Annotated in this window: 11 protein-coding genes and 1 pseudogene; 5 read left to right on the top strand and 7 right to left on the bottom strand. The window is 70.8% G+C overall.

Annotated elements, in window-relative coordinates:
• Positions 1-231: 231 nt before the first annotated feature.
• Positions 232-429 (bottom strand): annotated as a pseudogene (locus BW996_RS11025) (IS110 family transposase); the annotation flags it as partial.
• 121 nt (positions 430-550) lie between these two features.
• On the opposite strand from BW996_RS11025, the gene BW996_RS21055 reads away from it, so the two are divergent.
• From BW996_RS21055 to BW996_RS11005, 4 genes are read left to right on the top strand one after another with little or no spacing between them, the layout of a single operon-like run.
• A complete protein-coding gene (locus BW996_RS21055) occupies positions 551-931 on the top strand; it encodes an MFS transporter (RefSeq protein WP_037486043.1) in 381 nt (126 codons plus the stop codon).
• Entirely contained in the window at positions 916-1,308 is a 393-nt protein-coding gene (locus tag BW996_RS11015) for a VOC family protein (RefSeq protein WP_037486046.1), read from the top strand. Before BW996_RS21055 ends, BW996_RS11015 begins: the two co-directional genes overlap by 16 nt.
• 16 nt (positions 1,309-1,324) lie before the next feature.
• On the top strand, positions 1,325-1,732 hold the full coding sequence (locus tag BW996_RS11010; protein ID WP_037486048.1) for a hypothetical protein: 408 nt from the start codon (positions 1,325-1,327) through the stop codon (positions 1,730-1,732).
• A gap of 36 nt (positions 1,733-1,768) precedes the next feature.
• On the top strand, positions 1,769-2,122 hold the full coding sequence (locus BW996_RS11005; protein WP_037486050.1) for a hypothetical protein: 354 nt from the start codon (positions 1,769-1,771) through the stop codon (positions 2,120-2,122).
• On the opposite strand, the gene BW996_RS11000 is transcribed toward BW996_RS11005, so the two are convergent.
• The 6 genes from BW996_RS11000 to BW996_RS10975 form a co-directional block, all read right to left on the bottom strand.
• Positions 2,100-5,192, bottom strand: coding sequence for an efflux RND transporter permease subunit (locus tag BW996_RS11000; RefSeq protein ID WP_076458895.1), 3,093 nt, complete (start codon positions 5,190-5,192; stop codon positions 2,100-2,102). The genes BW996_RS11005 and BW996_RS11000 overlap by 23 nt on opposite strands.
• Positions 5,189-6,283, bottom strand: a complete 1,095-nt coding sequence (locus BW996_RS10995; protein ID WP_051631691.1) for an efflux RND transporter periplasmic adaptor subunit — start codon at positions 6,281-6,283, stop codon at positions 5,189-5,191. The genes BW996_RS11000 and BW996_RS10995 overlap by 4 nt, the downstream gene beginning before the upstream one ends.
• Positions 6,284-6,429: 146 nt before the next feature.
• Positions 6,430-8,217: a TRAP transporter large permease gene (locus BW996_RS10990; RefSeq protein ID WP_037479618.1), complete on the bottom strand. Its 1,788-nt coding sequence runs from the start codon at positions 8,215-8,217 to the stop codon at positions 6,430-6,432.
• The gene (locus BW996_RS10985; RefSeq protein WP_037479616.1) at positions 8,214-8,822 is read right to left on the bottom strand and encodes a TRAP transporter small permease subunit; all 609 of its coding nucleotides are present in this window, start codon (positions 8,820-8,822) and stop codon (positions 8,214-8,216) included. Before BW996_RS10985 ends, BW996_RS10990 begins: the two co-directional genes overlap by 4 nt.
• Before the next feature lie 198 nt (positions 8,823-9,020).
• The gene (locus tag BW996_RS10980) at positions 9,021-10,205 is read right to left on the bottom strand and encodes a glycosyltransferase (RefSeq protein ID WP_139330841.1); all 1,185 of its coding nucleotides are present in this window, start codon (positions 10,203-10,205) and stop codon (positions 9,021-9,023) included.
• A 156-nt stretch (positions 10,206-10,361) separates the two neighbouring features.
• A complete protein-coding gene (locus BW996_RS10975) occupies positions 10,362-12,026 on the bottom strand; it encodes an ABC transporter permease (protein WP_051631688.1) in 1,665 nt (554 codons plus the stop codon).
• 103 nt (positions 12,027-12,129) lie between these two features.
• On the opposite strand from BW996_RS10975, the gene BW996_RS10970 reads away from it, so the two are divergent.
• Entirely contained in the window at positions 12,130-13,215 is a 1,086-nt protein-coding gene (locus tag BW996_RS10970; RefSeq protein WP_037479612.1) for an ABC transporter ATP-binding protein, read from the top strand.
• Positions 13,216-13,223: the final 8 nt, after the last annotated feature.

Here is a 13,223-nt window from a genome sequence, read left to right as displayed (position 1 = left end):
CTACAACCGGTCTTTACTGCGGCTTCTGTTGCCGCTGACCCTGATGAAAGACGCGCGTGGGGGCTCCATTCGTTAGCCGAGGTTGCTCTTGCGAGCGCCTCCAAAAGTTAAACGAGCACTCCCCACGCAGGTCTGACCTTGTTCCATCAACGCAGGCATCACGCGGTGGCAGATTCTTCCTTCACGGTGTCGGATGAGAGATTCGAAATCGGTTCGACTGGCCGGATCGGCTCACGTCACGGGTTTGAACGCCTCGCCCTTGGCCAGCATCGCCCAGGCCATGCGGGCATTCTTGGCCGCGATGGCCACGACGGCCTTCCAGTAACCACGCCGCTCGGACAGCGCCACCGCCCAGCGGCTGAGTCGGTCCTTCTTCTTGGCCGCAGCGGCCAGCGTGGCCCGCGCACCCAGGATCAGCAGCGTTCGCAGGTCACTACAAGGGCATCCCCGCGAAGTCGTTAGGCCTCGCGGGTGACATCGCGGCCAGCCGACAGTCCTGAGCGGCGACCTGGGGCCATCTGGCGGGCTGGACTTCGGTGCCGACGCGCTGATGGTGTCGGCGGGCTGCGGGCCGCTGGTGCTGCTGGCGGTGCGCTGCTTCACCGTTTCCGGCCAGGATGCCGACCTGCGCCCGGCGCTGCCGGCCTCGCCGCCGAATCCGGCCACCGACATCGGCCCGGACGAGGGCCCGGTCATGGTCACGGTCGAGCACCTGCGCCGGCTCGAGCGCTTCACCGCCGCCGACGTGCAGCTGCGCGAGCGCCGGCTGGCCTTCCACCTCGGCGAGCAGCCACCGCGCGTCAGGCGCCATGTCGGTGAGGCGCTGGAGGGCGGGCGCGCTCGGCCTCGCTACACTCGTGAGCACCTTCGGGTCTTTCACTGCCGATTCCGGCGTTTTCTTCAGGAGACAGAACCATGTTCAGCCATGTGATGGTCGGATCCAACGACATCGCGCGCTCGCAGCGCTTCTATGACGCGGTGCTGGCCGTGCTCGGGGCCGGTGCGGCGATCGAGAACCGCAACGCCGCTGGCCAGATGCGCCTGTTCTACCGCCACGGTGGCGCCAGCTTCTGCGTCACCGAGCCGATCAATGGCGAGCCGGCGACCGTCGCCAATGGCGCCACGATCGGCTTCAAGTGCGAATCGCCCGAGCAGGTGCAGCAGTTCCATGACGTGGCGGTCGCGCACGGCGGCACCTCGGTCGAGGATCCGCCGGGCCTGCGCAACGGCGCGATCGGCCCGATGCATCTGGCCTATGTGCGCGACCCGGACGGCCACAAGCTGTGCGCGATGCATCGGCCGAAGTGATCTTCCGCGCCAAGCCATGTCTCTGCGCCGTCTGGCTGTCGTGCTCGGCTGCTATCTGCTGTCGGGCTGGGCGCTGCTGGCAAGCCTGATGCTCGCGGGTGGGCTGATGGTCATGGACCGCGGGCAGCCGCTGGCGATGGCGGGCGGCGCGCTGGTGCTGCTGGCCTGGATCTGCCATCTGATGATGAGCCTGAACTGGGTGCTGGACCGGCGCATGGGCCGTGGCATCCCGGTGGTCGGCACGCTGGCCGCGCTGGGCAGCGCGCTGCTGTGGCCCTGGGTCTTTCCCTGGGACGCTCGCTCCGACCTGAACGAGCTGCTGTCCGCGTCGAGCCTGGGGCTCGTGCTGGCACTGCCGAGCGTGCTGCTGGCGCTCTGGCTGCTGCGCTTTCACGGCCTGCGCCTTGGCGGGCGGGTGCGCTGAGTCACGATTCCCCGCAAGCGCTCGAAGGAGATCCCGATGTTCCGTCTTGTTGCATCCCTCGCTGCCGTGCTGCTCGCCGGCTGCGGTGCTGGGGATTCGGCACCCGCCACGGCCGTGCTCTGGCGCCCCTCGGGCAGTCTGCAGTGCGAGGACACGCGGACCACCCAGGCCGGGCTCGACGCGGCGGTGGCCGCGCTGCGCACCACCGGCATCGCGGTGCAGTCCGCACGGTGCGCCCAGGACGGGCTGATGCACGCCAGCGTCTGCGGTGCCGCGAATGGCGATGCCTGGCGGGTGGAGGTCCCCGCCGCCGCGGTCGATCAGGCTGTCGCCCAGGGCTGGCGGCGCCTCGAGGCCGGCCAGGAGATCACGCCGATGGCGTGCCGCTGACCGGCGCGCTGCCCCGGCCGCGCCGCAGCCACCGCCCGCCCAGCGTCATCAGGTCGTCGATGCCGGTGAACACCACCGGGATCACCAGCAGGCTCAGGAAGGTCGAGGTGATCAGGCCGCCGATCACGACGATGGCCATCGGCGCGCGGAAGCTCGGATCCACCCCCAGGCCCAGCGCGATCGGCATCATGCCCGCGCCCATCGCGATCGTCGTCATGATGATCGGACGCGCGCGCTTGCGGCAGGCGTCGAGCACCGCCTCCCGCCGGCCCAGGCCGTGCTCCTTGCGCGCCAGCACCACATAGTCGACCAGCAGGATCGAGTTCTTGGTGGCGATGCCCATCAGCATGATCAGGCCGATCATCGAGGGCATCGACAGCGCGGTCTGGGTGATGAACAGCGCCAGGAAGGCGCCGGGAATCGACAGCACCAGCGCTGCCAGGATGGTGACCGGCTGGATGAAGTCCTTCAGCAGCAGCACCAGCACCACATAGATGCACAGCACGCCGGTGAGCATCGCCAGGCCGAAGCTCTCGAAGAGTTCGGCCATGGCCTCGGCGTCGCCCACGGTGGTCTGCATCACGCCGGGCGGCAGGGACTGCAGGCTGGGCAGCGCCAGCGCCTGGCGCTCGACATCGCCCAGCGGCTGGCCGTTGAGCTCGATCTCGAAGTTGATGTTGCGCAGCCGGTCGTAGCGGTCGATCTGCGCCGGGCCGCTGGAGAGCTCCAGCGTCGCCACGCTCGAGAGCATGACCGGCCCGCGGGCGCCGGGCACCGGCAGCCGGCCGAGCAGGTCGAGGTCGGCCCGCGCGGCATCGGGCAGGCGCACGACGATCGGCACCTGGCGCTGCGAGAGGTTGAGCTTGGGCAGCGACTGGTCGTAGTCGCCGCGGGTGGCCACCCGCAGCGTGTCGGCGATCGCCGCGGTGGTGACCCCGAGGTCGGCCGCGCGCACCGGGTCGGGGCGCACGATCAGCTCCGGCCGGACCAGGCTGGAGCTGGAGGTGACGTTGCCGATGCCGGGCAGCGTGCGCAGCTCGCGCTCGACCTGGCGGGCGTGCGCGGCCAGCGTCTCGCCGTTCTCGCCGGCCAGCACCAGGATGTACTTCTCGCTCGAGCCGCCGAAGCCGACCTTGGTGCGCGCGCCCGGCAGCGCCTCGAGCCGCTGGCGCAGGTCGGCCTCGATGTCCTGCTTGCTGATGCCGGGGCGATCGTCGCGGTGCGTCATGTTGATCGTCAGCACCGCCTTGCGCACCTCGGCCGCGCCCTGCGGCGCAAACGGGTCGGCGCCGGCCGCGCCACCACCGATGGCGGTGTAGATCATCTTCACCTGCGGATGCGTGCCCACCAGCGCCCGTGCCTGCTCGGCCGCCGCGGTGGTGTCGGTCAGCGTCGAGCCGGGCGGCAGCGTCACCGTGACCTGGGTCTGCGACAGGTCGTCGGGCGGGATGAAGCCGGTGGGCAGCAGCGGCACCAGCATGAAGGCGCCGATGAAGAAGACCGCGGTGGCCAGCATCGTCAGCAGGCGGTGCTTCAGGCACCAGGCGGCCATCTTCAGGTAGGTGCCCATCCAGCGCGGGGGCTTCTCGGCGTGCACGACCGGGCGCAGCAGGTAGGCGGCCATCATCGGCGTGAGCATGCGCGCCACCACCAGCGAGAAGAACACCGCGATCGCCGCCGTCCAGCCGAACTGCACGAAGAACTTGCCCGCCACGCCGCTCATGAAGGCCGTCGGCAGGAAGACCGCGATCAGCGTGAAGGTGGTGGCGATCACCGCCAGGCCGATCTCGTCGGCCGCCTCCATCGCCGCCTCGAAGGGCGTCTTGCCCATCGCGAGGTGGCGCATGATGTTCTCGATCTCGACGATGGCGTCGTCGACCAGGATGCCCACCACCAGCGACAGGCTCAGCAGCGTCACCACGTTGACGGTGAAGCCCAGCCCGTGCATCAGCGCGAAGGTCGGGATGGCCGACAGCGGCAGCGCCACCGCCGAGACCAGCGTGGCGCGCCAGTCGCGCAGGAAGAACCACACCACGATGATCGCCAGCACCGCGCCCTCGTAGAGCAGGTGCATCGAGCCCTCGTAGCCCTCCTGCACCGGATCGACGAAGTTGAAGGCCTCGGTGAAGGTGATCTCGGGATGCTCGGCGCGCAGCCGCTCGATCTGGGCGCGCACGCCCTCGGCGACCTCGATTTCGCCAGTGCCCTTGCTGCGGGTGATCTCGAAGCCGACCACCGGCCGGCCGTCGAGCAGCGCGGCCGAGCGGCGCTCGGCCACCGTGTCGCTGACCCGCGCGATCTGGTCGAGCCGCACCCGCCGGCCGTCCGACAGCACGATCTCCATGCGGGCGAGCTCGTCGGCGCTGCGCACGGTGGCCAGCGTGCGCACCGCCTGCTCGGCGCCGCCCAGGTCGCTGCGGCCGCCGGGCGCGTCCTGCTGGATCTGGCGCAGCTGGCGCGACACGTCGGAGGCGCTGGCGCCCAGCGCCAGCAGCATCGCCGGATCGAGCTCGACGCGCACCTCGCGGCTGACGCCGCCGACCCGCGAGACCGCGCCCACGCCGCGCACCGCCAGCATGCGCCGGCTGACCGCGTCGTCGACGAACCAGCTCAGCGCCTCGTCGTCCATCCGCGCGGACGAGACGGTGTAGGTCAGGATCGGCGTGCCGGCCAGATCGACCTTCTGCACCACCGGATCGCGCAGGTCGGCCGGCAGGTCGGAGCGGATGCGCGCGATGGCGTCGCGCACATCGTCGACCGCCTCCTGCGTGGGCTTCTCGAGCCGGAACTCGGCGGTGATGGTGACCGCGCCGTCCTGCACCGTGGTGTAGAGATGCTTCAGGCCCTTGAGCGCGGCCAGCGCGTTCTCCATCTTGCGCGCGACCTCGGTCTCGAGCTGCGCCGGCGCCGCGCCCGGCAGCGCCGCGCTGACGGTGACCGAGGGCAGGTCGATGTCGGGAAAGTTCTGCACCGTCATCGCCCGGAAGCCCATCAGGCCGGCGAGCGTCAGCAGCAGGAACAGCAGGATCGCGGGAATCGGATTGCGGATCGACCAGGCGGAGACATTCACTTGGCGGCTCCCGAGGCGGTGCCGACCACCTGGACGCGGTCGCCGTCGCCCAGGAAGCCCGCGCCTTGCGCGACCACCCGCGCCTGCGCGTCCAGCCCCTCCAGGATCTCGACCCGGTCGCCGACGCGCCGGCCGGTGCGCACCTTGACCTCGCGCACCCGGGCGTCGGCCTCGATGCGCATGACGATGCTGAAGCCCTCGCGCAGCAGCACCGCGCCCTGCGGCAGCGTCAGCGCCTCGCTGCCGCCGAGCTGGAACTCGCCGCGCGCGAGCATGCCGGGCCGCGCCACCGGCGAGGCGGCCGCGTTCGGCGTCAGGTCGACATGGACCAGGCCCTGGCGGGTGGCCGGATCGACCGTGGGCGCGATCTGGCGCACCCGGCCCTCGAGCACCGTGTCGGTGCCGGCGGGCGTGAGCTTGACTGGCATGCCCGGGCTCAGGCGCGCCATGTCGGCGCCGGGGAGCTCGGCGCGCCACTCGATGCGGCCCTGGCGGATCAGTCGGAACAGCTCCTGCCCGGGCTGGGCGACCGCGCCGAGGGTGGCCTGCCGGGCGGAGATCAGACCGTCGTCGGGCGCGAGCAGCCGGGTCTGCGCCAGCCGCACCTCGTCGGCCTGCAGCCGCGCCTTCAGGGCCTGGACACGGGCACGCGCGGTGGTCTCGGCGGTCAGGGTCTGCTGCAGCTGCTGCGCGCTCAGGGCGCCGCCGGCCTGCAGCGCGCGGTCGCGCTCGGCCTCGAGCCGCGCCTGCGCCAGCACCGCCTCGGCCTCGGCCAGCGCGGCCTGGGTGGCGGCACGCTCGGCCGCCAGCGTGTCGGACTGCAGCCGCGCCAGCAGCTGGCCGCGGCGCACCCGATCGCCGACCTGCACCGCGACCTCGACCAGCCGCAGCCCCTGGGTCTCGGCGCCGATCACCACTTCCTGCCAGGCGGCCAGACCGCCGCTGGCCGAGAGCGTGCGCGCCAGCGTCTCGCGCCGGGGCGACACCGCCTGCACGGTCAGGGCGGCACGGCCGCCGGCCGAGGCCGTGGCCGCTGCCGTCGCGGGCGACGAGGCCTGCGCTGCCGCCGGCTGCGGGGCCAGCGTCAGCATGGTCAGGGCCGGCAGCAGCGCGGCGAGAAGGCGAGGGCGCCAAGGCGCCGGGCTGAAATGAAGAAGGCGGACACGCATTTCGTGAGCTTATCAACGAATGCGTGTCCGCCGATGACCGCTCAGGGGCGGTCACCCTGCAGGTCGGGTCACTTCGACTCGGCCGGCTTCTCCATGTCCTTGAAGGCGTCCATCGGGTCGGGCTCGGAGGCGGCGCCGGCCGGCTCCAGTCCGTCCATGCTCGGCTCGGCCTGCGGGCTGTCGCCACCCATCATCTGCTCGAGCGCCTGGTCGGCATCGATCTTCGTCGCCTGCGCGCCATCGCCCGACACCAGAGAGGGGTAGGCGATGACCACCGCGACCATGATCAGCTGCAGCACGATGAAGGCGATCGAGCCCTTGTAGATCTCGGAGGTCTGCACCGCCGGGATCATCTCGCCGGTGACGCGGTCCTTGTAGTCCTTCTTGGACGCGACGCTGCGCAGGTAGAACAGCGCGAAGCCGAAGGGCGGCGTCAGGAACGAGGTCTGCAGGTTCATCGCCAGGATCACGCCGAACCACACCAGCGCGAAGTCGGCCGGATAGCCCTCGGGCAGCAGCTCGGGCAGCAGCTTCTCGGCCACCGGGGCCAGCATCGGCACCACGATGAAGGCGATCTCGAAGAAGTCGATGAACATGCCCAGCACGAAGACCAGCAGGTTCACGACGATCAGGAAGCCCATCGCGCCACCGGGCATGTTGTCGAACAGATGCTCGACCCAGATGTGGCCGTCGGCGGCGTTGAAGGTGAAGCTGAACACCGTCGAGCCGATCAGGATGAACAGCACGAAGCAGCTCAGGCGAGCGGTGCTGTCCAGGGCCTGGTTCATCAGGCGGCGGTTGATCTGGCCGCGCGACATGGCCATCAGCAGCGCACCGACCGCACCCATCGCGCCGCCCTCGGTCGGGGTGGCCACGCCCAGGAAGATCGTGCCCAGCACCAGGAAGATCAGCACCAGCGGCGGGATCAGCACGAAGGTGAAGCGCTCGGCCAGCTTCGACAGCAGGCCCATCTTCAGCACCCGGTTGACCATCGCCAGACCCAGCGCCAGGAAGGAGGCGACCGTCATCGACATGATGACCACCTCGTCGCCCGGGGCCGGCAGCGTGCGCTCCATCCACGGGTTCATGATGCTCTCGTGCACCTGCGCCCAGCTCCAGCCGGCGGCGCCGCAGATCGCCAGCAGCACCAGCAGCGACTTGTGGCCGCTGGCGCCGTTGTCCTCGCGGTAGATGCGTGCCTCAGGGGGCAGGGCGGGCACCCAGTCCGGCTTGACGATCGCCACCACCGCGATGAAGGCCAGGTACAGGCCGACGAGCAGCAGGCCCGGCACCAGCGCGCCGGCGTACATGTCGCCCACCGAGCGGCCGAGCTGGTCGGCCAGCACGATCAGCACCAGCGAGGGCGGAATGGCCTGCGCCAGCGTGCCCGAGGCGGTGATGGTGCCGGTGGCGATGGTGCGGTTGTAGCCGTAGCGCAGCATGATGGGCAGCGAGATCAGGCCCATCGAGATCACGGCCGCCGCGACCACGCCGGTGGTGGCCGCCAGCAGCGCGCCCACCAGGATCACCGCGACCGCCAGACCGCCGCGCAGCGGGCCGAACACCTGGCCCACGGTTTCGAGCAGATCCTCCGCCATCCCGGAGCGCTCCAGGATGATGCCCATGAAGGTGAAGAAGGGGATCGCCAGCAGGGTGTCGTTCTGCATGATCCCGAAGATCCGCAGCGGCAGCGCTTGGAACATGGTGCTGCCGAACAGGCCCACCTCCATGCCGAGAAAGCCGAACACCAGACCGGTGGCGGCCAGGCCGAAGGCCACCGGAATGCCGGTCAGCAGGAAGGCCAGCAGGCCGCCGAACATCAGCGGCACGAAATTCTGGGTGATGAACTCGATCATGCGCGCGCTCCTTCGCGGGCGGCCTGCTCGGCCTTGGCGGCCAGCTCGGCGGCCAGCTTCTCCTCGTCGCTCGGGCCGTGCTCGACCGACATGGGGTCATCGCGCAGGCCCTGCAGGTAGGCCACCCGCTTGATCAGCTCCGACAGCGCCTGCACCAGCAGGATCGCGAAGCCGGCCGGGATCATCAGCAGCACCGGCCAGCGGATCAGGCCGCCGGCGTTCTGGCTCATCTCGCCGCTGGCGTAGGCCTGCGTGAACAGCGGCCAGGACAGGTCGATCAGGAGCAGGCACAGCGGCACCAGGAACACCACGATGCCGAGAATGTCGATGATCGCGTTGGTGCGGGTCGACAGCTTCGAGGAGATGAAGTCGATGCGCACATGGGCGTTCTTCAGGAAGGCGTAGCCGGCCCCGAGCATGAACACGGCCGCGAACAGATACCACTGGATTTCCAGGAAGGCGTTCGAGCCGATGTTGAAGGTCTTGCGCAGGATGGCGTTGCCGGCGCTGATCAGCACCGCGGCAAGCACCAGCCATGACAGCAGCCGGCCGATCCGTTCATTGAACGAGTCGATCCAGCCTGAGAGTTTCAGGAGGGTGGACAAGGGGAATCTCCGGGGAGAAGTGGCAGTGAGGGAAATTGGAAACCGGGGAAGATGCACGCGGTTCCTGATCTTCAGGAACCCTGACCCCGATCACACTCGAAAACCCTGATTCAGCCCATCGGGTGTTACGACTACGCGGCACTACGCAGCAGCCGCGCCGTCCGCAGCCCCCGTGCTTCTCTCTGCCGGGGCGTGGCCCTAGGCGACGACTTCCCGTGTGCGGTCGCGCCGGGTGGCGGCCGGGCGCGAGGGCTGGGGCACCGGGCGCGGCGCCAGTTCCTCGAGGAATCTGCACAGCCGCGGGCCCTGCCATTCGGCGGCATGCCGGCTGCGGCCTTGCCAGGCGGCCTGGCGCATCGCGGCGATGCGCGGCCGGTCGGCCAGCTGCGCGGCCAGGTCGGCGAAGGACTCGAAGGAGAGCACCGCCGGATGGTCGGCCAGATGGTCATGCGCGGCCCGGTAGCCGCGTGCCGGCAGCGCGATCGGCACGCCGGCGGCGACGCTGGAGATCAGCCGGTCGGGCACCGTCAGGTCGAAGCGGTCGGCCCGCTCGCAGACCGCGGTGTTGTAGAGGATCAGGCTGGCGTCATGCCGGGCCATGCGCGCCAGCAGGCCGGTCTGGCTGTCGGGCGCGAAGGGGCGGCGCAGCGGATGGCCATCGTCGGTCTCGGGCGAATGCACGTGATGCAGCTCGATGCCCTGCGCGAGCAGCTCGCGCATCGGCACGCGCAGGTCGTCGGCGGCATGGATGGTCGGATGCGACAGGTCGGTGCGGCCGACGAAGATCAGGTTGGGGCCGCTGGAGGCCGGCGTGGGCGGCGTGTCGGCCTCCAGGCGGGGCTGGAAGTTGGCAGGCCAGCATGGCGGCAGCACCAGGTCGGCCACCTCGCGGCCCGCGCGCTGCAGCAGCCGGTGGGCCTGGAAATGGCCGCGCATCGCCTCGCTCGGGAACAGCACCCCGTCCAGATGGGGCGCGGCGCGGCGCAGCATCCAGTGCTGGCGGCGCACGCCCAGCTCGTCGAGCGCCAGCGGGTAGCACAGCACCATCAGCACCAGCCGGATGCCCGGGCGCAGCTGGCGGATGGCCAGCAGGTCGGCCAGCGGATTGGTGCCCCAGTAGGCGACCACCACCTCGGTGCGGTGCTCGTCGAGATGGCGCAGCAGCGCCTGGCGGAAGGCCGGGTCGCGGGTGCCGCCGAACTGGTCGAAGGCCCGCTGCAGGCGCCGCGCCAGCGTGACCGGCCGGTCGCGGAAGAAGCTGCTCGAATCCGGCATCCACGACAGCGCGCAGCGCGTGTCGAGCATCGCCTCGAGGCTGCGCCGGTGCTCGATGTCCGGGCCGAGCAGGGTTGCGCGAAGAGGGGGGCGGTTGGAGGGGGGCATGCCAAGGTCTCGCAGGTCGTTACCGATTTTTCGACCTGTGCCGCTTTGTGCATTCCCCGCGAAAAGGTGTTTCTGAGTGTGTCTTTGGTGTTCCCGTGATCTGCTGCACGGCTGGGGCTGTCCTCATGCCCCCCTGTGTTGATGCCTGGCCGGCGTTCAGGTCGCCAGACTGTCGCCGCGCCGCATGGCCCGCGACAGCAAGATGACCGGCGCCAGCCCGACCACCACCAGCGCCAGCGAGGGCAGGGCGGCCTCGGCCAGACGCTCGTCGCGGGCCAGCTGCGAGGCGATGATCGCCAGCGTGTCGCTGTTGAAGGGGCGCAGCGCCAGCGTGGCGGGCAGCTCCTTCATCACGTCGACGAAGACCAGCAGCGCCGCGGCCAGCACCGTGCGGTGCAGCAGCGGCAGATGGATGCGGCCCAGAATGCGCGCATTGCCGGCGCCGAGCATGCGCGCGGTCTCGTCCAGGCTGCCGGGCAGGCGCGCATAGCCGGCCTCGACCGACTGCAGTGCCACCGCCGAGAAGCGCACCAGATAGGCGTAGACCAGGCCCAGCGAGGTGCTGGTCAGCAGCGTGCCGATCTGGCTGTCGGGCCAGCGCTCCTGCGCCCAGCCCGAGGGCAGCAGCAGGCCGATGGCGATCACCGCGCCCGGCACCGCATAGCCCAGCGAGACCACCCGCACGCCCGCGCCCAGCAGCGGATGCGGGCGCAGCCGGCTCGCGAAGGCCAGCAGCAGCGCCATGCCGGCGGCGGCCAGCGCGGCCAGGCCGGACAGGCGCAGGCTGGCCCAGGCCCACTGACCGAAGCGCTCCCAGGGCAGGCCGAACTCGCCGTGCAGCGCCTCCAGCGTCACCAGGCGCAGCAGCAGCGCCACCGGCAGCAGGAAGCCCAGCAGCACCGGCAGCAGGCAGGCGGCCAGCGCCGCCCAGGCCGCCGCGCCCTGCAGCTGCACCGGGCGGGCCTCCGGGCTGCTGCCCGGCCCCCGGGAGGTCGAGAAGCGCAGCCGCGACTGCGCGCGCCGCTCCATCCACACCAGCACGCCCACCACCAGCAGCAGCACGGTGGCGAGCTGTGCCGCGGCATGGCGGTCGCCGAAGGACAGCCAGGCCTTGTAGATGCCGGTGGTGAAGGTGTTCAGGCCGAAATAGGCGCCGACGCCATAGTCGGCCAGCGTCTCCATCAGCGCCAGCGCCACGCCGGCGGCCAGCGCGGGACGCGCCATCGGCAGCGCCACCTCGGTCAGCCGCCGCCACGGGCCGGCGCCGAGCAGCCGCGCGGCCTCCATCAGCACCGCGCCGCGCTCGGTCAGCGCGGTGCGCGTCAGCAGGTAGACGTAGGGGTAGAGCGTCAGGATGAACAGAACGACCGCGCCGCCGGTGCTGCGGATGTCGGGCCAGAGCGCACCGGTGGCGCCGGTGCGTGCGCGCAGCCAGACCTGCAGCGGGCCGCTCGACTGCAGCGTGTCGGTGTAGACATAGGCCAGCACATAGGCCGGCATCGCCAGCGGCAGCAGCAGTGCCCACTCCATCACCCCGCGGCCGGGAAAGCGCAGCAGCGTCACCAGCGCCGCCGCGCCGCCGCCCACCACCGCCACGCCCAGCGCCACCGGCAGCGTCAGCTGCAGCGAGGCCAGCGCATAGCCCGGCAGCACGGTGTCGAGCTGATGAGCCAGCGTCTCGCGGGCGGTGGCGTCGAAGCTCAGCCAGGACGAGGCGATCGACAGCACCGGCAGCGCCAGCACCAGGCACAGCAGCGCAAGCAGCCATTGCAGCGGGTGGGGCGGCTCGGCGCGCAGGCGGGCGAAAGGGGTCGCGGACATCGGGGAGCTTCGGGAAAGTCGTTATCGGGAATGATTTGCATTGGCGCGCCCGGCTATGATAGAGGCAGAACCCCACGACGAGTCCTTGCGAGTCCCTGCGCCCATGTTCCTGCACGTCGATCAGCTCAGTGTCCAGTATCCGGGCGCCGCACGCGCCAGCGTCCGGCATGTCTCGCTCGCGCTCGAGCGCGGGCAGATCGGTGCGCTGCTCGGGCCTTCGGGCTGCGGCAAGACCTCGCTGCTGCGCGCGGTGGCGGGCCTGGAGCGTCCGGCGCGTGGCCGGGTGGTGCTCGAGGGCGAGGCGGTCGGCGATGCGGCCGCTGGCCGCCACCTCCCGCCCGAGCAGCGCCGCATTGGCATGGTCTTCCAGGACTACGCGCTCTTTCCGCACATGACGGTGGCCGAGAACGTGCTGTTCGGCCTCAAGGGCCTGCCGCGTGCCGAGCAGCAGGCGCGGGTGGCGCAGATGCTCGAGCTGGTCGGGCTGGCCGGCGCGGCCTCGCGCCATCCGCACCAGCTCTCCGGCGGCCAGCAGCAGCGCATCGCGCTGGCGCGTGCGCTGGCCCCGAAGCCGCGCCTGCTGCTGATGGACGAGCCCTTCTCCAGCCTCGATGTCGACCTGCGCGAGCGCCTGGCCCAGGAGGTGCGCGCGATCCTGAAGCAGGCCGAGACCACCGCGCTGTTCGTCACCCATGACCAGATGGAGGCCTTCGCGGTGGCCGACGTGGTGGGCGTGATGAACGACGGCGAGCTGCAGCAGTGGGACGAGCCCTACGCGCTCTACCACCGTCCGGCCACCCGCTTTGTCGCCACCTTCGTCGGCCACGGGGTCTTCGCGCCGGCGCGGGTGGTTTCCGGGCCCGAGGGCGCCCGGGTGCGCAGCGCGCTGGGCGAGTGGTCGGACCGCTTCGAGTGCCCGCTGCCGGGCATCGGCGGCGAGTGCGACGTGCTGCTGCGTGCCGACGACATCGTGCATGACGACGACAGCGCGGTGAAGGCGCGCATTCGCGCCAAGGCCTTCCGGGGCTCGGAGTTCCTCTACACGCTGGAGCTGGCCAGCGGCGAGCTGGTGATGGCGCATGTGCCCTCGCACCACGACCATGCGGTCGGCGAGTGGATCGGCATTCGTGCCGAGCTGGATCATGTCGTGACTTTCCCGCGCGACTTGAAAGGCGTGGTCGCGGCCTGATCTCGTCG

Source organism: Sphaerotilus natans (assembly GCF_900156335.1).
Lineage (GTDB): Bacteria > Pseudomonadota > Gammaproteobacteria > Burkholderiales > Burkholderiaceae_C > Sphaerotilus > Sphaerotilus natans.
Note: the sequence above shows the minus strand (reverse complement) of the source record. Positions and strands in the feature narration are given on the sequence as shown.